Consider the following 19,962-nt stretch of genomic DNA (forward strand, 5'->3'; position numbering starts at 1 on the left):
TTCTAGTTGCGCGTGCTAAGTTTATTGATTGCGTTTGTCTTCTTTTTTTAATTTTTTGAGTATGCTTGAAAATTGTTTGATATCGCCTTTATTTTGACGATAACTTTCTAATGATTGTTCAAAAAATTGCTTGTAATTACTGCGAATTAAGCGATCATCAAAGGATACGATAATCCCTTTATCATTTTCGCTACGTATCAATCTACCAAGACCCTGTCTAAAACGCGTTACAGACATCAGGTAATACATAATCTTTGAATGTAGAAGTAAACTCAGACTCCATTAGCCAATATTTTGTATTGTTTTGATTCATAAAAGGCAACTTAGCAATCATTACACATTTGATACCATTAGATTGAAAGTCAAAACCTTCAAAGAATGTACCTGTACCTAATAAAATTGCTTTATTAAAACTATTAAATTGTTGAACAATCTTATAGTTTTGATTTTGCTTGTTGTGTCAAAACCACATAGTCTTCAAATTCTGGCAATTCATTTAATAACTCTTGAACCATATGCATCATTTTATAACTTGTAAATAGTATTAAACATTTAGACTCTACAATGTTAATATACTCAATTACATAATTAACAATAGAACTCACATAATCATCAATGCTTTTATAATTATATGAAGCTACATCATTAGGTATGAATACAGTAGTTTGGTTTGGTGACATCACCTTCGAATCAATCTCATACGTGTTAAAGACGATATCTTTATTAAACCAATGTTTGAAGTTTTCAAATGAATGGTTAAACGTTAATGTACCTGAAATAAATGTAAGTGATTTAAATTTATCTAATACTTGTGTGGTCAATATTTCTTTAACATCATAGTCTTTAACATTAAGTCTAATTGTTGATTTTTGATTTATATTTTTAATTGATAAATAACTTGTGTGATTATTTTTTAAACTGTGTTCAATTTCTTTAAAACGATCATTAATATAAAGGATTTGTTTGCGCACCGACTTGATTGTTTTATGACTCATACCATTGAAGAATTCTAATGTCATATTGAGTTTATGAATAATTGAATGTAAATCGTTCAAAATTGGTGCAACGTCAAAATGATAGACAAAATGGAGCTTGTGAACTTCATCATCATGCACTTCAGAACTTTGAATGATGTCAAAAATAGTAGTGAATAATTGCTCATTTAAATCATGTATCTCATTGACTGTTGTTTTTAATCCGAAAACATCTATAGGCGGTATATCTAATTTTTCAAGAATTCTTTGTTGTTCTAAATGATCGATAGATTTAAGTAGCTTTTCATTTTCTGTCTTACCAATTAAGCCAAGTTGATATTTAATATCAGAATAACTCAATTCATTAGTCACTTGGCTTAAAGCATAGTCAGGCAAACGATGTGCTTCGTCGATAATACAATCATCAAATAATTGATATATAGAATTATCATGAGCGACATGTATTAAATGAGCATGATTTGTAATACCAATTTGAATATTTTGAGCATTTCGTTTAATGAAATTGAAGTAATGTATATCGTTGCGAACAGGCACATAAGTCTCTAGCTTTTGTTCGAAATACATTTTTTGCCCGCCTTTTAAATCTAGTTCTTGAATATCACCTGTATCTGTTTCGGTAATCCAAATTAATAATTGCATTTTTAATATGCCGACTTCGTAATTACTGGCTTCTTCTTTCAAAATTTGGCTGATTAAACCTAATGAGATATAATCACGTTTACTTTTTATTAAAGTAGCATTTATTTTGAAATCTAAAGCTTGTTTAAGCGCGGTATATCTTTTTCCAACAATTGGTTTTGTAATAATTTAGTATTAGTTGAAATCATTACGTGTTTACCAGTTTCAATATTATACATTAATGATGCGAGTAAATATGCAAATGACTTGCCACTACCAAGTGGTGCTTCAATCATTGCTTTTTCACTATTCATTAATTGTTCTAAAATAATCTCAGATAGATACAATTGTTGTGGTCGATAGGTCAAACTAAGTTCCTTAGTAATCAAGGTATATAAATCTTTCAAAGTACCATCAAAATCTACTGTAGGTGCCTTGAAATCTTTTTGTTTTTTATAAATAATTTGTTCGAATTGGTCATAAACATCTTCTAGTGGTTTATCTTCATGATTACGCACCATTTCAAATAAAATATCATGTAAGTCATATTTTAAATTCTTACTTAAATAATATAGTTGTTTCAAAGTATCTAAAGGTAACGTTTCGAATTTCTCAAATGCGAGTATCATAAGTTGCGCTGTTGTTGCGGCATCTTCGTCGACGCGGTGTGCGTTGTTTAGAACAATACCATGTGCTTCTGCTAACTCACTTAACTGATAACTTTTATCTGTTGGAAAAGCGACTTTAAATAATTCTAACGTATCCATTACTTTTTTTGGACGATATTTGATATCACAATTTTTAAAAGATTTTTTTATGAAATTCAAATCGAAAGCAACGTTGTGTGCCACAAAGATACACCCATCTATTTGTTTATAAATATCTTCAGCTATTTCATGGAAATATGGTGCTTGATTTAACATTGCTTCTTCTATTGACGTTAATGCTTGTATAAAAGGAGGAATTTCTAAATCTGTTTTAATCATTGAATGGTACGTGCCGATTATTTTATTTTCTCGAACAAAAGTAATACCTATTTGAATAATTTCATCATAGTCTAATTGATTTCCTGTTGTTTCTAAATCCATAACGGCATAACACGGTTTTGTCATTCTCATTCCTCCTTTCAACGAGGTTAAAATTCTATATCCGCACTGATTAAACGATGTTGATTGTTTGCTTCATCCAAAACAAGTAAAAACCCATCTTCATCAATATCAACTGCTTCTCCGTGGAATTGTCTACCATTTTCTGTAAATCTTAATGTTTTGTTCCAAATATTCGAGGCTACTATGTATTCTTCTCGAATAGTTGAAAATGGTTCTGTAAGAAATTGTTTATATCGGTATTCAATATTACTTACAAGTGATTGTAAAAAATAGTAACGATTAATTTTTTCGTCAGCATGAATGCGGACACTTGTGGCTTTTTGTTGCAGTTCTTCACTAAAATCTTCTTGTAAGTGATTCATATTAATACCAATGCCACAAATTACCGCTTCAATACCATCACTATTCGCAACCATTTCTGTCAAAAAGCCACAAACTTTTTGTTTATTTATATAAATATCATTTGGCCATTTAATGGTAACCGGATCGATACTGAACTGTTGTATCGCATCTCTTATTCCTAGAGCCATAAATAAATTGAATTTTGTTATCATTTCAAAAGGTACATCAGGGCGTAGCACAATTGACATCCACAAGCCTTTTCCTTTGGAGGATGACCAAGGTCTATTGAATCGACCTTTACCTTGTGTTTGTTCATCACTTAAAATAAGAAACGTATTTGTATTACCTACTAATTTTTGCTTAGCCAATAATTGAGTTGAATTAATACTTTCCAATATTTCAACTTGATCAAATACATTTTGTGCTTTTAGCATTGGTAGGACAATGCCACTATACCATTTATCAGGTAATTGGATTAAGCGATGCCCTTTATGATTCACTGAATCAATCTGACATCCTTCCGACTTAAGTTGATCTATTACTTTCTTTACGGCTGTACGTGAAATACTTAATTGTTCTGCTATAAACTGACCCGATATATAATCAGGTTGGTGTTGATACAATATTTGAACAACATCTTTACTATATTTGGACATGTGTTTTCACCCACTTTAGCAGTTCTGGTTTAAAGTTTTTGACCTCATCTGATATGATGGCACATTCAACCTGACGTAATATGGATTTAAGCCATGCGCCACTCGGTTTATCTAATGCTTGTAATATATCTTTGCCATCTATATCCATTTCTTTTCTTGAGGAAATCGGTAATTTTTGGCTAACTTCATTGATGGAAGCGACGTTAAAAATAAATGGAGATACCTTCATAATATTGTTGTCATTGAGCATGCGTTCATAACTTAATACTTGTAGTATATCTTCTTTGCCATAATCATAAACAAATAACTTCAAATTTTGTTTGCTTTGGATTTCTGGCATTTGTTGTAACATACGTTCGAGTCTGGTGATATATTTCTTTTCATTGTTGCTAATTTTCAAATCCGAGAGCTGTGTGTCAACATCAGGTTGTTGTGCTTTTAAGAATGCAATTAACATTGATAATGATATTGGTTCTTCTAATATGAATTTTGATAAGTCAAAACGGTTAAAAAATGGTATATAATTAAATGCATTAAAATACTTTAAATTATTGAAACTTTGAGCCACATATTGACCTAATGTTAATTTTTTAAGTTCAATTACGATACGTTCAATAGATAAATGCGCAATATCTGCTATATGGGCATGCATACCATTAAATGTGGCTTTCTCTAACGTAAAGCCAAGTTGTGATTGAAAGCGCAATCCTCTAATAATTCGTAACGTATCTTCGTTAAATCGTTCTGCTTGGATTGCCAACTGTCTTGATTAATCGCTGTTCTATATCTTTTAGACCATCAAAGTAATCATGGATTTGATAATTCATATCCATAGCAATGGCATTCATTGTAAAATCTCTTCGTTTTACGTCTTCGTATAAGTCTCTTACGAAAAAGACTTCATTAGGTCTGCGATGATCATCATATTCCCCTTCTGCACGAAAGGTTGTCACTTCATATTGATCGCCATTATAGACGACATTAATCGTACCATGCTCCCTACCAATAGGAATGGTCTTATCAAATACTGCTTCAATTTCATCTGGTGTGGCACTAGTCGTAATATCGATATCATGAATTGGTTTTTGCATTAAGTAATCTCTAACTGCGCCACCAACATAAAATGCTTGGTAATGATGTTTTTGTAAAGTTTCTAAAATCGGCTTTGCCGCTTCGAATAATGTTTTAGTCATTGTTACCCTCTAACATTTTTTTGTAGTAATACTCATATTGATCTGCAATTAAGTCAGACGAAAAGCGTTCTGAGACATCTGCTAGCATGCGTGTTTGCATTGTTTTATAAAGCTTTGCATCTGTGAGTAATTTTAAGGCATACTGGCTTGCGCTTGTACTATCACCTACATCAACTAAAAAACCGGTATCTTCATGTTTAATGACTTCTTTAATTCCACCGACCGTAGAACCAATTGGCACTACTCCGGATTTCATTGCTTCAAGTAGTGTTAGGCCAAAACTTTCTTTTTCACTTAGTAGTAAGACTAAGTCTGAAATTTGATAAAATTCACTAACCCAATTTTGTTTTCCTAAAAAAAGAACTTCATCTTCAATATTTAGATCACGTGCTTTTTGTTTCATATCCATTAATTCTGGACCATCGCCTAATAATAATAATTTTGATGGCATAGATTTATGTACTTTTGCAAATGTATCGATAATAGTATCGATACGTTTTACGCTTCTGAAGTTTGAAACATGAATTAAAACCTTCTCTTCTGGTTTAATACCATAACAAGCTTTTAATTGTTCATTTTCTTCAGTTTGTACATCAGGTTTTGTTGGGAATTCATTTTCTCGAACAAAATTATATATTGGAACAATTTCTTTATCTGTCTCAATAATATCATTAGTTTGTTTCGCAAGTGACTGGCTTACACTCGTCACAATATCACTTTCTTCTATACCAAACTTAATTGCATTTTTTAAAGAATGATCATAACCTAGAACAGTTATATCAGTCCCGTGCAATGTAGTCATAATTTTAATGTCCTTTTTGGACATATGTTTTGCTAAGATACCACAAACTGCATGAGGCACTGCATAGTGCATATGTAACAAATCTAAATCATACTCATTGATAACCTCAGCAATTTTAGTACTTAAAGTTATGTCATAAGGAGCATACTGGAAAACAGCATACTGATTGACTTCAACTTGGTGAAATGTGATATTTGGTAATGGTTTTCGTATTCTAAAAGGTATATTAGATGTAATAAAATGGATGTCATGCCCTCGTTCGACAAGCTTTATGCCTAATTCAGTGGCGATGATTCCAGAACCACCCATAGATGGGTAACAAGTAATGCCTATTTTCATAAGGTGGGACACCCTTTCTATTTCAAATTAATTTATTTGCGTTCAAAACGATCTTTATCACGAGTATTAAATTTATTCATTGTTTCATCAAAGCTTTCTGTCATATCAATATCTAAAGAATTGGCAATACATAATAAAACGAATAAATTATCGCCTAGTTCTGCTTTAATTGTATTTTCGGCTTCTGTCTCTTTTTTCTTTTTCTCACCGTGGTAGTGATTAATCTCTCTTGCCAGTTCACCAACCTCTTCAGTTAATCGCGCAAGATTAGCTAAGGGAGAGAAATACCCTGTTTTAAATTGACCAATATAGTCGTCCACTTCAGTTTGCATATTTTTCATAGTCTTCATCATATACGCCTCACATTCTAACGGTTTCTTATATAGTATAGACTAATTTTAGGCTTCATGCATTATTCCTGCAATAGTTAACCGTTATATTATTTACTATTTGACTATGATCTTTTTAATTTGTTTATTTCATTATTACACGTAATTAAGTAGTGCATGCTTCTTTTTTTAAAATAGGTAAATTAATGTTTTTGCTTTGATGTGTTTTTAATGTGAGATTTAACTTTGTAATGAGCGGAATGTCTTTTAAATAAAAAATGGGAGCGAGACATAAATCTAATTTTTGTAATAAGATTTCACCGTCCCGCTTCGGCAAAGGTGACTATAAAAAATGAGGTTGAGACATGTAATTATGTCTCAACCTCATTTAGATTATTATTCACTTGATCTAGCAATAAGAATAAATCTTGCAAGTTCTGCTAATGCAACTGCAGTTGATGCAACGTAAGTCATTGCTGCTGCTGTAAGTACTTTTTTAGCATGGCGGTGTTCTTTTTCATTAACAATGTCTAAGCTTTTTATTTGTTTCATCGCTCTACTACTTGCGTTAAATTCAACTGGTAGTGTAACGATTGAGAATAATACTGCAAGAGACATGAACGCAATACCAATCCATAATGCTGTAGAACCTAAAGTGCTTTGCATAGTAGTTAAAATAATACCCGCAAATACTGCTAAGTAACCAATTGAACTACCTACGTTAGCCAGTGGTACTAAAGATGTTCTGAATCTTAAGAAGAAATAACCTTCTGCGTGTTGTATCGCATGTCCAACTTCGTGAGTCTGCGATTGCTGTACCGAGCAACTGAAGGTCTACTGAAGTTAGCTGGTGATAACACAAGGACTTTCTTTTTAGGATCATAATGATCTGTTAAGAACCCTTTTCCTTCGACGACATCTACATCATAAATGCCATTTGCATGAAGTATTTCTATAGCAACTTCTTGACCAGTCTTACCACTTGTCGATCTTACTTGTGAATACTTTTCATAATTAGACTTAACTTTGTGTTGCGCCCATAAAGGCAATACCATTAGAATAACAAAGTATATAATCATATAGATAAAAGACAAAAATCCTCACTCCTTTATAAACATTTTACTGTGAACGTTAATGATGGTCAAATATTTTATCCTTTTTAAATCGAGTTAAATTTAAATATAGCACTAAAGGTATGACACTTAACCAAAACGCGAGATAAGCAACACCTTCAATATGGCTAGCAATAAAATCATAGTAAGGATATTGCATAAATACATAATCAATAATGTCATTATGGAATACCCATATCACAGCAATAGTAAAAGCAGGTATAGTGATTTTAAACCTTGGATAAAAGAAAAATGCCTCTATAGCCATTATACCGTGAGAAAGGATAAGCATACAGCCAATGATTGTAACCGAGTCATATTGGATAAACATAATAATGTTCATAATAACAGCCCATACACCGTATTTTATCAACGATACAAAAGCCAAAGCTTCTATAATTGGTAAGTTCTTACCTGCGATGAGTCCAATGAGTGCAATACATAAAAATAATGAAGCTGTTGGACTATCTGGCACAAACGGTACGAACTGCCAACTGGACACGCTCAGTTGACTGCCATACCATATATAACCATATATCGTGCCTAATAAATTACAAATAAGCAGAAAGTAAAGTACACCTTTATTATAAATGAGTAAATGCCATAAATATTTTATATTCATAAGGTCAATCCTTCATTGTTTTATTTACATTTCTTAACTCAAAAGTATTAAGGATTTGAGTTAATTGATAAAACAGTGCTTTATCATGCAATTGTAAACTTAAATCAATATTATCTTGTAAATGTGTGATTATAGAGGACTCGCTTTGTTTTGATAGTGGGATACTATAGATGTCTTGCATATACATAGCATAGTATGGTGAATGTAACAATTGCATTAATAATAATTCATCTAAACGAGATTCTCTTGATAGTGTTTTACTAAAATGCAGTTTGATATCAAAAGACACGAGCATCGTTTGCTATATAATTGAAGATTTCGTCACTATTAATCAACTGTTGATTTTTAAGTGTAAACCTAATACCTTGTTGATCAGTATCTTCCATAGCAATTTCCAATATATGATGTTCGGAAATGAGTTCATCCACAAAATGGATTTGTTGCAATAACTCAGGTGAAGACTTAATTAAGTTTAATACCCACACACTAATCCTAGATTTAAACTGATATTGAAAAAGCAGATATTCAATGAAATTAGCTTTCACTTGTTGTAGGGTATTGCTCATCTTAATCACCTTCCTTGACTAGAAAGATAATAATCTTTCTGCTTCATCATGCCATGTTTCATTGCTTGGATCTAATTCAAGTAATTGATTTAGCATTGCTTTTGCTTGTTCAATTTGTCCGATTTCAACTAGATAGAAATAATAATCACTTAGAAACGCAGATTGCGTGTGCAATGTTGGATATGCTAATTCAAAGAAATGTTGTGCTTCTTTGTCACGTTCCTCTTGTCCTAATGCAAATGCTAAATGCCACATAAAGACGGGATCTAAATCTTCTTCGTCAACATATTTCAATAATGCTATAAGTGCCTCGTAGTCTTCTTCCTGTCTATATAAATCACTTAGGATTAAAAGTGGTTCTTGATAAGCATTATCAACTTCTAAGGCTTGCAGTAATAATTGTACACCTTCATTAGCATCGCCATGTTCAATTGCTATACTGCCTGTTGATACCATCAACTCTTTATAAAATTGACTTAATCTCAAGCCTTCTTTACCAATTTCAATGGCTTCTGCATGGTTATGTTCATTTTCATAAAGTTGTTGCAGATAAAAATAGCCTTGTAAGAAGTCTGGATCTTTAGATAATAGTGTTTGAACTAAATTAATCGCTTCTTGAGAGAGCTCATTTTTTTCATAAGCAATCGCTTTTTTAAAGTAATCTTCAGATACCATTTCTTCTTCATTAATTTCATCGAACATTTTAATCGCATCACTGTAGTTTCCACTTTGCAAACTACAGTCTGCTAAGCGAGAAAATAAATTTGTGCCATTCACTTGATATTCGCCTGTTTCAAGCACAGTTTCGTATTCAGAAACTGCACGTAGGTATTGTCCGTCAAAATACAATAATTCAGCAAGTGCATAGTGTATGATTGGATCATTTGGTTCTATATCTATGGCGTCAACCAATTTATCTATCGCAACTTCTAACATATTTAATTGTTGATATAAATCAGCTTCTAACATTAAACGTTCAGTTGATAATTCAACTTGGTTTAAATATTCTAAAGCTTCATCAGTTTGATTCTCAGCCATTAAACCTTCGATGAAGTAAATAAGCAATTCACTTTCATCAGGATATTTATGGTATAACGTACGGAATACTTCAAGCCCTTGAGGCATTAAACCGTAATTATATAACGTTTCACCAAGTATAAAAAGTGCATCGTCCTTTGGAGAACTTAATGCTTCATTCACACGAGTGTCTAAGTTATCTAATTTTTGTAAGTTGATATCGTCTATGAGTTTATAGATATCTTCCATACTTTTATCCCTCTTTTTCTAATTGTTTTAACTTCGTTAAGAAACCTGGGAAAGAAACATTTACAGCATCAAATTGATTAATAGTTAACGATTCATCTGTTAATAATGATGCAATTGCAAGCATCATACCTATACGATGATCAGTAAAACTATCGACTGTTGCTGTTTGCTTTAAAGTAGAAGGATGAATAACCATACCATCACTTGTTGGTTGTAACATAAATCCTAATAAATTTAGCATATTCGCAGTTGTATCAATACGATTTGTTTCTTTAACTTTCAATTCTTCTGCATCTTTTACAATACTTGTACCTTCAGCTTGTGAACATAGTAATGCTACAATTGGGATTTCGTCAATTGCTCTTGGTACTAAATCGCCATCAATTTGGATTGGCTTCATATCAGGAGAATATTGTATGCGAATTGAAGCAGTTGGTTCTGGACCATCTGTTTGGTTGAATAGCGTAATGTTCCCTTCCATTTGTTTCACGATATCTATAATACCTGAACGTGTTGGGTTTACGCCAACATTGTGAATTGTAATATCACTTTCTTTTGTTATCAAGCCCGCCACTATAAAATATGCTTGCTGAAGAAATATCGCCTGGCACATGGAAATCTACGGGGTGAATGTGTTCGATCCCTCGTTTTGGCATTTCTATCGTTTTCCCATCAGTAGTAACAGGAATATGGAAATGTTGGAACATCGTTTCTGTATGATTACGTGTTGTGCCTAGTTCTTTAACAGTTGTCGCCTCTTCTGCAAACAAACTTGCGAATAAAATTGCACTTTTTACTTGTGCACTCGCAACTTCCATCTGATAAGACATGCCATTAATTTGTGCTTGGTTTAATGATTAGCGGTGTGTAATTATTATCCACGCCTGTTATATTAGCGTTCATTAAGCTTAAAGGTTTCATAATTCTGTCCATCGGTCTTTTACCAATAGATTCATCACCTGATATAACAGTTTCAATACCTAAACCACTTAACAGACCGGCGACCAAACGTGTCGTTGTACCAGAATTACCTGTATACAGTACTTGATGAGGCGTTTTGAAGTGTTTATAACCAGGCGAATTAATTTCTATTTTATCTTCGCCAACAGTAATTTCAACACCTAATTGCTGGAAAATTTCCACTGTATTCAGACAATCTTCACCAAGAAGCGGTTTATATATTGTAGAGGAGCCAGATGCAAGAGAACCTAACATAATGGCTCTATGTGTCATTGATTTATCTCCTGGCACTTCTATTTCACCAATCAATGGTCCGTTAATGTCAATTGTTTTACTGTTTGTCAAAAAATCCACCTACTTTTTTAAAATATGTTAGGAAATCTGTGAATGCATGTAGAAGTGTTGGCTTATCTATGTGTTTTACCACAGGATTGCCAATGCCATCCAATAATACCATTTGGACGCCTTGTTGATCATTTTTCTTATCTTTTAACATGAGCTGATATAAGGCTTCAAACTCAAATTCATTAATGATATCTAATGGATAATTTAATGAAACTAAATAATTAATATAATGAGATATATCAAAATCTCTATTTAAGACTTTATTAGCAACAATAAATTGATAAATAATGCCTATCATCACTGCATGGCCATGAGGAATTTTAAAGTTGTATTCAACTGCATGTCCAAATGTGTGACCTAAATTTAAAAATTTACGGACATTGGATTCTTTTTCATCTTTGACGATAATATTTAATTTCGTTTGGATACCTTTAAATAAATAATATTCAATTTCATTTAACGAAGCGAGTGCTTGGCTGATCAGGGTATTGTGTTTCAATATTTTGCACAGCTTCCATGTCACTCAATAAGGCATGTTTATAAACTTCTGCATACCCACTTAAAATTTCTCCATAAGGTAAAGTTGTTAGAAAGTTCAAATCATAAATGACAGCATTAGGTCTATAAAAGGCACCTATTAAATTCTTACCATGTTTAGAATTAATACCTACCTTGCCTCCTACACTTGAATCATGCGCAAGAATTGTCGTTGGTACTTGAATAAAATCTACGCCTCTTAATAAGGTTGCGGCAAGGAATCCTGTGAAATCGCCGGTAGCGCCACCGCCAACTGCGATTAAACAAGTGTCACGCGTCAATTGTTTACTGAGTAATACTTCAATCGTTTCTTCATAAAAGGCTAACGATTTGGTCGCTTCACCAGAAGGGATGATAAGTTTATGTGCGCCATATTCAGAAGTGATAAAATCTATCGTTTCATTCCAATTATTATTTACCGTTTCATCAACTACCAACACAACATCTTTATAATCATTAATATATTGATGTAATTGATCTAATGCATGGTGTTCTACAATAATTGGATAGTTATTGGATGTATAAGTAGTTTCTAATTTCATATGCTCACCTAGTTACTTCATAAATTTTAAATTGCTACTTAGTATTCTATATTTAATAAACGACGTTCGTCTATTTGTGATTTTAATTGCTCTATATGATTACTTTGGAATTCTTCAAGTAATGCTTTTGCAATTTCAAATGCTACGACATTCTCAACTACAACACTTGCTGCAGGTACAGCACAACTGTCGGAACGCTCAATAGAAGCTTTAAATGATTCTTTTGTATTAATATCAACGGAGTTTAGTGGCTTGTAAAGTGTTGGGATGGGTTTCATTACACCATTAACCACAATAGGCATACCATTAGACATACCACCTTCAAAGCCACCTAAGTGATTGGAACCTCTGTAGTAACCATTCGAAGTATCATACAAGATTTCATCTTGAATTTCACTGCCTGGTTTCTCAGCTGCTTTAAAACCTTCACCAAAGCTTACACCTTTAAATGCATTAATACTTACAACGCCTTGAGCAATTCTACCGTCAAGTTTACGATCGTAATGTACATAGCTACCAATACCTACTGGTAAGCCTTCAACAATTGTTTGGACTACACCGCCGATTGTATCACCTGCTTTTTTAGCTGAGTCAATTTTATCGCGAATTTCTTGAGCTATCTCATCATTTACAACGCGAACATCATTTTTATCGATATTAGCTTTAATTGTTTCAAGATCATATTCAATATCATCTTTGATGCCACCAATTTCAACCACTCTACTATAAAAATTAATATCTAATTGTTTTAACAAAATTTTAGAAACTGCACCAACTGCAACACGTGCGGCAGTTTCTCTTGCTGAAGAACGTTCTAACACGTTTCTTAAGTCTCTATGATTGTATTTCATACCACCAATTAAATCAGCGTGGCCAGGACGTGGTTTGGTAATTACACGTTTCATATTGTCTTGATCTTCTTCACTAATTGGATCAGCGCCCATAATTTTCTTCCAATGTGTGAAGTCATCATTTGTAACAATCAATGTAATTGGACTACCTAAAGTATATCCATTACGCACTCCTGAAACAATTTCAACTGCATCCTTTTCAATTTGCATGCGACGACCTCTTCCGTAGCCACCTTGTCGTTTAAACATTTCTTCATTAATATCTGCTACGTTGATTTCTAGATTTGTTGGTACACCTTCAATAATTACAGTTAACTGTGGTCCATGTGATTCACCAGAAGTTAAATATCTCATACTTTTCCCACTCCGTTCCTTTAGTACTTTAAATTATAATATTCTCTATATCTTATCACATTCAATTGTTCAAATTAACAGAAAAATTTACAAATATTGAATCTTATGAAAACTTCCATGTTTTAAGTGTAACATTTGAATATTTTTTATAGTAAGAACTTTAGATTTTATATAGAAACATTATCATTTTCCAATATTATTTATTACTTAGGGTGGAAAAGAAAGTAAAGGTTAAAATTTGATTTCGTTCTCTCCATCTATAAGGTTATTTAGATATCAGAAGGCTATTTTATACTCTATACTCACTTTAGTGTTTCACTAAATGGTAGACGTAAAATATAAAAAGCTAACTGAATTAATTAAATTTCAGTTAGCTTTTTATATTTTAAAAATTCATCATTATGAAGCCTATTATTTATTGAAGTTAATATTATTCGTATAACCATGCTTCACGTGATCCAGTATAATCACTTAATTCTTCAGCTTTAAACCAAAGGTTAATTTCTTTTTTAGCTGAGTCTACTGAGTCTGAACCATGAATAATGTTTCTACCTACAGTTAAACCTAAGTCTCCTCTAATTGTGCCTGGTGTAGCTTCAGACGGATTAGTTTTACCTATAATATGACGCGAAATATTTACGGCATCTTCACCTTCAACTACCATAGCGAATACTGGTGCAGAAGTGATGAAGTCAATCAATTTGTTATAGAACGGTTTATCTGTGTGTTCTGCATAATGTTCTTCTGCAAGTGACTGTGGTACAGTCATAAATTTACCGCCTACAAGTTTTAGTCCTTTTCGTTCAATACGAGAAATGATTTCTCCTACCAAATTGCGTTGTACCGCGTCTGGTTTAATCATTAGAAATGTTCTTTCCATAATGTGTGAATCCCCCTGTTTGTTATGTATCAATTGTACAGTAATAATGTACATGACTATGTATCAATAAAATATTATGTTTTGAGATACATTAATATATTAACAGGTAATTAAAGCGCTTTCAATGCTTTTCATGTAACTTATAAATTTCTTTTTCCAACTTTTTTAATTAATTTCTTAAACAAGGGCTTAGCGACTTCGCTTTCCAATTGATCAAGTAGGTTTAAGGCTTTATCTAAATATTTATCACTAATTACTTGTGATTGTTGTATAACATCAGATGATTGAATACGTTGAATACAGTAGTCAAACGTTTCTTGATCTGAGTCTGGAGTAAGTTGTTGTATCTGCGCTTTGAATTCTGGGTGCTTTCTCATTTCTAATAATACGGGTAAAGTGATATGACCATTCATCAAATCACTACCAACTGGTTTTCCTAATTTTTTTCTGTACTTGTAAAATCCAGGATGTCATCCACAATTTGAAAACTCATGCCAATATAATGGCCAATCATTTTTAAGTTGTGAACTGTTTTCAGATCGGCACCAGAAGCAATCGCACCTACTTCAGTAGATAATTGTATTAGTAATGCTGTTTTGCGATTAATTCTACGCAAATAACTCGTGATTGTTTGATAACCATTAAATTGGTCTTGGAATTGAAATAGCTCCCCCATACATACTTCAACGATTGCATTTGAAATCACCGAATGAATACGGTTATCTTCAATGTTTGAAATATGTTCAAGTGCTGATGCAAGTAAAAAATTACCGGCAAGAATAGCAGTATTTTGATCCCATTTTTTAGCTATAGTTAAGCTTCCTCGACGTTTATCACTCTTATCTACGACGTCATCGTGAACTAAAGTTGCCATATGGATTAATTCAAGCGCAACAGCTACACGATAAACATCCTCATTCATTTCTTTACCAAATTGGCTACTTAAAATTACAAAGGCAGGTCTAACGCGTTTACCACCTGAAGAAAACAAATGATAAGAAGCATCTTCTAGTACTTTATCATTGCTTATAAGAGATTGTTCTAATCGCTTTTCGATTTTCTTTATTTCACTATTCATGTTTAACTTTGACACGTTAATCACCTTTGGTTGATTCATTTTTATTTATAGCCAAGGTGCATCAGCTGCAACGCCACCTGTAAAGCTACGTATTTTTATGTTACTGAAACCTGCTTGACCAAACAGACGTTTTAATTTTTCTTTATCTGGAAAATCAAAAGTAGATTGTTGCAACCATTCATACTCATCTTTAGATTTTGCAAAAACTTTACCGAAAATAGGCATTATAAATTTAAAATAAAGTTTATAACCTTGTTTGAATATTGGTGTTGTAGGTTGGCTAGTTTCTAAACAGACGACCATACCACCTGGTTTAAGCACTCTGTATAATTCTTTAAGTGTAGCTAGATAATCAGGTACATTACGTAAACCAAACCCAATAGTTACATAATCAAATTCATTGTCTTCAAATGGTAGATTCATTGCATCACCATGTACAAGTTGTATATTATGCATATCTTGTGTTTTACCTTTGCCGACTTCGAGCATGTTTTCACTGAAATCTACACCAATGACTTCACCTGTAGGTCCTACAGCCTTACTGAGTGAAATAGACCAATCAGCAGTACCACAACATACGTCTAAAGCTTTACTACCAGGTTTAACGTTCATTTCTTTCATAACACGTTTTCTCCAAGTCTTATGTTGCTCAAAGCTAATAATATTATTTAGGCGATCGTACTTGCCAGAAATATTTTGAAAAACGTCATGTACTTGTTCTTTTTTTGCTTTATTATCTGCCATATTTAATTACCTCTTTTTTGAATGTATTTCAGACTTTATTTCACCTAAAAATGTTATTAATTCATCTTTAGAAAATTTACTTAAATAAGAAGGATGCTTTTCAGCTAAGTTCGCTAATAATTTATCATTGATTGATTCAAGATTGGCATCAGGAGCAAAATGTTGAATTGTAATACGTGGAAATAGGTTTTCAACTTTTAATATATATTGACTGATGTGCTCTTTAGTAAGTGCATCGTGATGTATGGATGACTTCATTTCATTCACTTCAACGATTGTCGCACTTATTTCTTTTTGATAAGTTGGAGCGTTTAACTTTGCTAATAATGTATAAAAATGTGCGCTCAATAAGTCACCAATTAAAATAGACTTTTTAGACGATAACGTTGTAGAAACTTCGTCTAAATGACGCATCGCAGTATCTATTGTGAGGCAAGCTAATCTAGCTTCTTCAGGAATATCATATGAATCGAGAATTTGCGCTAAGTTTTCATCAATAGCTATAGATTCATAATAATGTATACCTTTAAGTCGATGTACAATTTGTTTTTCTAATATGCTTAATGTCGTTTCCATGTTCACACCTCACGTTATTATCCATATACATATTAACATTATATAGAGAAAAATAAAATCAACGATAGTTAAAGCGGTAAATATTTATGTATGATGTATTTGTACAAATACATTTTTAGTGTAATGAAACGTTTAATTTTTCTGATTTATGTATGTATAATTTAATTTATATTAAGCGCTATGACAATTACAATATTTAATTTATATCATCATTATATCGAATGATATCATATTAAGTATAAATAAATGCAAATTGTTTAAGGTTCTTAGATTAAAAGTGTATAAAAAAAGAAAAAGCCCCTTATAAAAGGGCTTTAGTTTTAGTAAAGAATTATTTAACTGCGTCTTTTAATGCTTTACCGAGCTTTGAATGCTTGGAACTTTGCTTGCGGGGATATCAATTTCTTTACCTGTTTGTGGGTTACGGCCTTTACGAGCAAGCACGTTCGCGTACTTCGAAGTTACCGAATCCAATTAATTGTACTTTTTCACCTTTAGAAAGTGATGATTGAATTGATTCGAATACTGCATCTACAGCTAAACCAGCCTCTTTTTTAGTTAAATCAGCTTGTTCTGCAACAGCATTGATTAAATCTGTCTTGTTCATTATGAATTCACCTCCCCTAGGGTTTATAATGATACTTAATATCATTATGGTATGACTTTAACACAACGAATACTGCAACTGCAATGATTTATGCGCAGAAAACGTTGAAATAATAGGATTTTAACAACAAATTGCTATATATTTGTTAAAAAGTGTAATAATGCTTCTTTATTCAGATTTTTTTCCACGTCCCATAAGGTCTTTAACACTCTCATCTACAGGTCTGTTTTCAAATAAAACACTATAAAGTGCGTTAGTTATTGGCATGTCAACATTTTGCGATTTTGCTAAATGATAAACTGATTTTGTGGTATATACACCTTCGACAACCATATCCATCTCATCTAACGCTGTGTCTAATGATTTTCCTTCACCCAATTTAAAGCCTAATGTGTAGTTTCTAGAATGCGTAGATGTACATGTAACGATTAAGTCACCAATGCCACCTAAACCTAAGAAAGTAATAGGGTCAGCACCTAGTTTTTCACCTAATCGGCTAATTTCTGCTAAACCTCTAGTCATGAGTGCGGCTTTAGCGTTGTCTCCGAAGCCCATGCCTGAGATTACACCACTTGCTACAGCGATGATATTTTTTAACGCGCCACCTAATTCAACGCCTACAAGATCCTCATTTGTATAAACGCGTAAGTAATCATTCATGAATAAGTCTTGTGTTAATTTACTTACTTCAGGTGACTTAGAAGATGCGACAACTGTCGTTGGTTGTTTGATGACAACTTCTTCTGCATGACTTGGACCTGATAATACACCGATACCTGCATTATATTCTGCTGAAATAGAATCCTCTAACATTTCAGAAACACGTTTATAAGTATCGTTTTCTATTCCTTTTGCTACATGTATAAATGTTTTTGGAGTTGATAAAAGTGAATCAATTTCGCTTGCTACTGATCTCATAGCTTTTGTAGGCAATGCCATTAAAAAGACTTTAGAAAAATTTACAGCAGCTTTTATATCTAATGTTGCTTTGATTGAATCATTGATCTTAGCTGTTTTTAAATATTTACTATTGATGTGTTGTTCATTAATTTCATTGATTGTTTGTTCGTTTTTACCCCACATCAATACTTGGTGTCCATTTTCAGCTAAAACATTTGCTAAAGCTGTACCGAAACTTCCTGTACCAAAGACTGTTACTTTAGACATGAATATCTCCTCCGATAATTAATTTCTCTTTCTAGGTATAATATGCACAGGTGTACCTTCAAAACCGAATGTCTGCTCTGATTTGATTTTCCAAATAACGTTTATAAGAAAAGTGCATTAATTCTACATCATTTACAAATACGATAAAGGTTGGTGGTTCAATCGCTACTTGCGTAGTATAGAATACGTTCAATCTACGACCTTTATCAGTCGGAGTTGGGTTCATAGAAATAGCGTCAGTGATTACTTCATTTAAAGTTGAACTCTTCACGCGTTTTTTATGGTTTTCACTAGCTTGTGTAATATATGGGAATAACGTTCTAAGTCTTTGACTTTCTTTTGCAGAAACAAATGCAACTTCAGCGTAATCTAAGAATTGGAATTCTTTGCGAACTTCATCTTTGAATTTTTTCATTGTATTCGTTTCTTTATCAACTGTATCCCATTTGTTTACTACGATTACAATAGCTTTGCCTTCTTCATGAGCATATCCTGCCACGCGTTTATCTTGTTCGATGATGCCTTGGTCAGCATCAATAACAACTAAAATAACGTTTGAACGTTCGATAGCTTTTAGGGCACGTAATACAGAATATTTTTCTGTATTTTCATATACTTTCCCTTTTTTACGCATACCGGCTGTATCAATTAAGACATAGTCTTGGTCGTCATAAGTATATTGAGTATCGACGGCGTCACGTGTCGTTCCCGCTAAGTTAGAAACGATAACACGTTCTTCACCTAGTATTGCGTTAACTAAGCTAGATTTACCAACATTTGGACGTCCGATAATTGATAAGCGAATTGTATCGTCATCATATGGATCAGGTTCTTCTTCTTTAAAGTGTTTGACAACCTCATCTAAAAGATCACCTAGACCTAAGCCATGCGAACCAGAAATTGGATAAGGATCGCCAAAACCAAGCGCATAGAAATCATAGATTTCATTTCTCATTTCTGGATTATCTACTTTATTTACTGCTAAAACAACAGGTTTTTTTGATTTGTACAACATTTGAGCAACAACTTGATCACTTTGTGTTAAACCCTCTCGTACGTTGACCATAAAAATAATGACATCAGATTCATCAATTGCAATTTCTGCTTGTGCTCTTATTTGTGTTTGGAATGGTGCGTCACCAATTTCAATACCACCTGTATCGATGACGTTAAAATCATGTGTTAACCATTCGCCTGATGAATAAATTCTGTCTCGAGTCACACCGGGTGTATCTTCTACTATAGATACACGTTCACCTACGACTCTATTGAAAATTGTAGATTTGCCTACATTGGGCACTGCCTACAATTGCTACTATAGGTTTAGTCATAACTAACTTCCTCTCTTTTTTAATCTCTATAATTCTATCAT

General features: G+C 32.8%; 9 protein-coding genes and 10 pseudogenes. All 19 read right to left on the bottom strand.

The window, feature by feature from the left end; translation table 11 throughout:
• Positions 1-21: 21 nt before the first annotated feature.
• The 19 genes and pseudogenes from ABLV90_RS11405 to der all read right to left on the bottom strand — a co-directional run bounded on the left by ABLV90_RS11405 (position 22) and on the right by der (position 19,921).
• Positions 22-2,725, bottom strand: a pseudogene (locus ABLV90_RS11405) (helicase C-terminal domain-containing protein).
• A 23-nt stretch (positions 2,726-2,748) separates the two neighbouring features.
• On the bottom strand, positions 2,749-3,720 hold the full coding sequence (locus tag ABLV90_RS11410; protein ID WP_460872659.1) for a biotin--[acetyl-CoA-carboxylase] ligase: 972 nt from the start codon (positions 3,718-3,720) through the stop codon (positions 2,749-2,751).
• Positions 3,707-4,913, bottom strand: a pseudogene (locus tag ABLV90_RS11415) (CCA tRNA nucleotidyltransferase). The gene ABLV90_RS11410 and the pseudogene ABLV90_RS11415 overlap by 14 nt, the downstream one beginning before the upstream one ends.
• Entirely contained in the window at positions 4,906-6,054 is a 1,149-nt protein-coding gene (bshA, locus tag ABLV90_RS11420; RefSeq protein ID WP_460872660.1) for an N-acetyl-alpha-D-glucosaminyl L-malate synthase BshA, read from the bottom strand. Before bshA ends, ABLV90_RS11415 begins: the two are co-directional and overlap by 8 nt.
• Positions 6,055-6,086: 32 nt before the next feature.
• Complete coding sequence (locus ABLV90_RS11425) at positions 6,087-6,404, bottom strand: nucleotide pyrophosphohydrolase (RefSeq protein WP_285323470.1); 318 nt, start codon at positions 6,402-6,404, stop codon at positions 6,087-6,089.
• 375 nt (positions 6,405-6,779) lie between these two features.
• A pseudogene (locus ABLV90_RS11430) lies at positions 6,780-7,477 on the bottom strand (zinc metallopeptidase).
• 37 nt (positions 7,478-7,514) lie between these two features.
• Positions 7,515-8,117, bottom strand: coding sequence for a DUF1405 domain-containing protein (locus tag ABLV90_RS11435; protein WP_046465365.1), 603 nt, complete (start codon positions 8,115-8,117; stop codon positions 7,515-7,517).
• Positions 8,118-8,121: 4 nt separating this feature from the next.
• Positions 8,122-8,683: pseudogene (locus ABLV90_RS11440) on the bottom strand (YpiB family protein).
• Between the two features lie 18 nt (positions 8,684-8,701).
• Complete coding sequence (locus tag ABLV90_RS11445) at positions 8,702-9,949, bottom strand: tetratricopeptide repeat protein (protein ID WP_046465367.1); 1,248 nt, start codon at positions 9,947-9,949, stop codon at positions 8,702-8,704.
• Between the two features lie 4 nt (positions 9,950-9,953).
• A pseudogene (gene aroA, locus ABLV90_RS11450) lies at positions 9,954-11,254 on the bottom strand (3-phosphoshikimate 1-carboxyvinyltransferase).
• Positions 11,241-12,333, bottom strand: a pseudogene (gene aroB, locus ABLV90_RS11455) (3-dehydroquinate synthase). The pseudogenes aroA and aroB overlap by 14 nt, the downstream one beginning before the upstream one ends.
• 38 nt (positions 12,334-12,371) lie before the next feature.
• Complete coding sequence (gene aroC / locus ABLV90_RS11460; protein ID WP_460872661.1) at positions 12,372-13,538, bottom strand: chorismate synthase; 1,167 nt, start codon at positions 13,536-13,538, stop codon at positions 12,372-12,374.
• A gap of 430 nt (positions 13,539-13,968) precedes the next feature.
• On the bottom strand, positions 13,969-14,418 hold the full coding sequence (ndk, locus tag ABLV90_RS11465) for a nucleoside-diphosphate kinase (protein WP_069815587.1): 450 nt from the start codon (positions 14,416-14,418) through the stop codon (positions 13,969-13,971).
• A gap of 140 nt (positions 14,419-14,558) precedes the next feature.
• Positions 14,559-15,511, bottom strand: a pseudogene (locus ABLV90_RS11470) (polyprenyl synthetase family protein).
• A gap of 1 nt (position 15,512) precedes the next feature.
• A pseudogene (locus ABLV90_RS11475) lies at positions 15,513-16,240 on the bottom strand (demethylmenaquinone methyltransferase).
• 6 nt (positions 16,241-16,246) lie between these two features.
• Positions 16,247-16,816, bottom strand: coding sequence for a heptaprenyl pyrophosphate synthase subunit A (locus tag ABLV90_RS11480; protein WP_460872662.1), 570 nt, complete (start codon positions 16,814-16,816; stop codon positions 16,247-16,249).
• A 331-nt stretch (positions 16,817-17,147) separates the two neighbouring features.
• Positions 17,148-17,423: pseudogene (locus tag ABLV90_RS11485) on the bottom strand (HU family DNA-binding protein).
• Between the two features lie 168 nt (positions 17,424-17,591).
• Positions 17,592-18,590 carry an NAD(P)H-dependent glycerol-3-phosphate dehydrogenase gene (locus ABLV90_RS11490; protein ID WP_460872663.1) on the bottom strand — a complete coding sequence of 333 codons (999 nt, stop codon included), beginning with the start codon at positions 18,588-18,590 and terminating at the stop codon, positions 17,592-17,594.
• A gap of 18 nt (positions 18,591-18,608) precedes the next feature.
• A pseudogene (gene der, locus ABLV90_RS11495) lies at positions 18,609-19,921 on the bottom strand (ribosome biogenesis GTPase Der).
• Between the last annotated feature and the right edge of the window lie 41 nt (positions 19,922-19,962).

It is taken from the genome of Staphylococcus sp. 2S1 (assembly GCF_046721335.1).
Taxonomy (GTDB): Bacteria; Bacillota; Bacilli; order Staphylococcales; family Staphylococcaceae; genus Staphylococcus; species Staphylococcus equorum_A.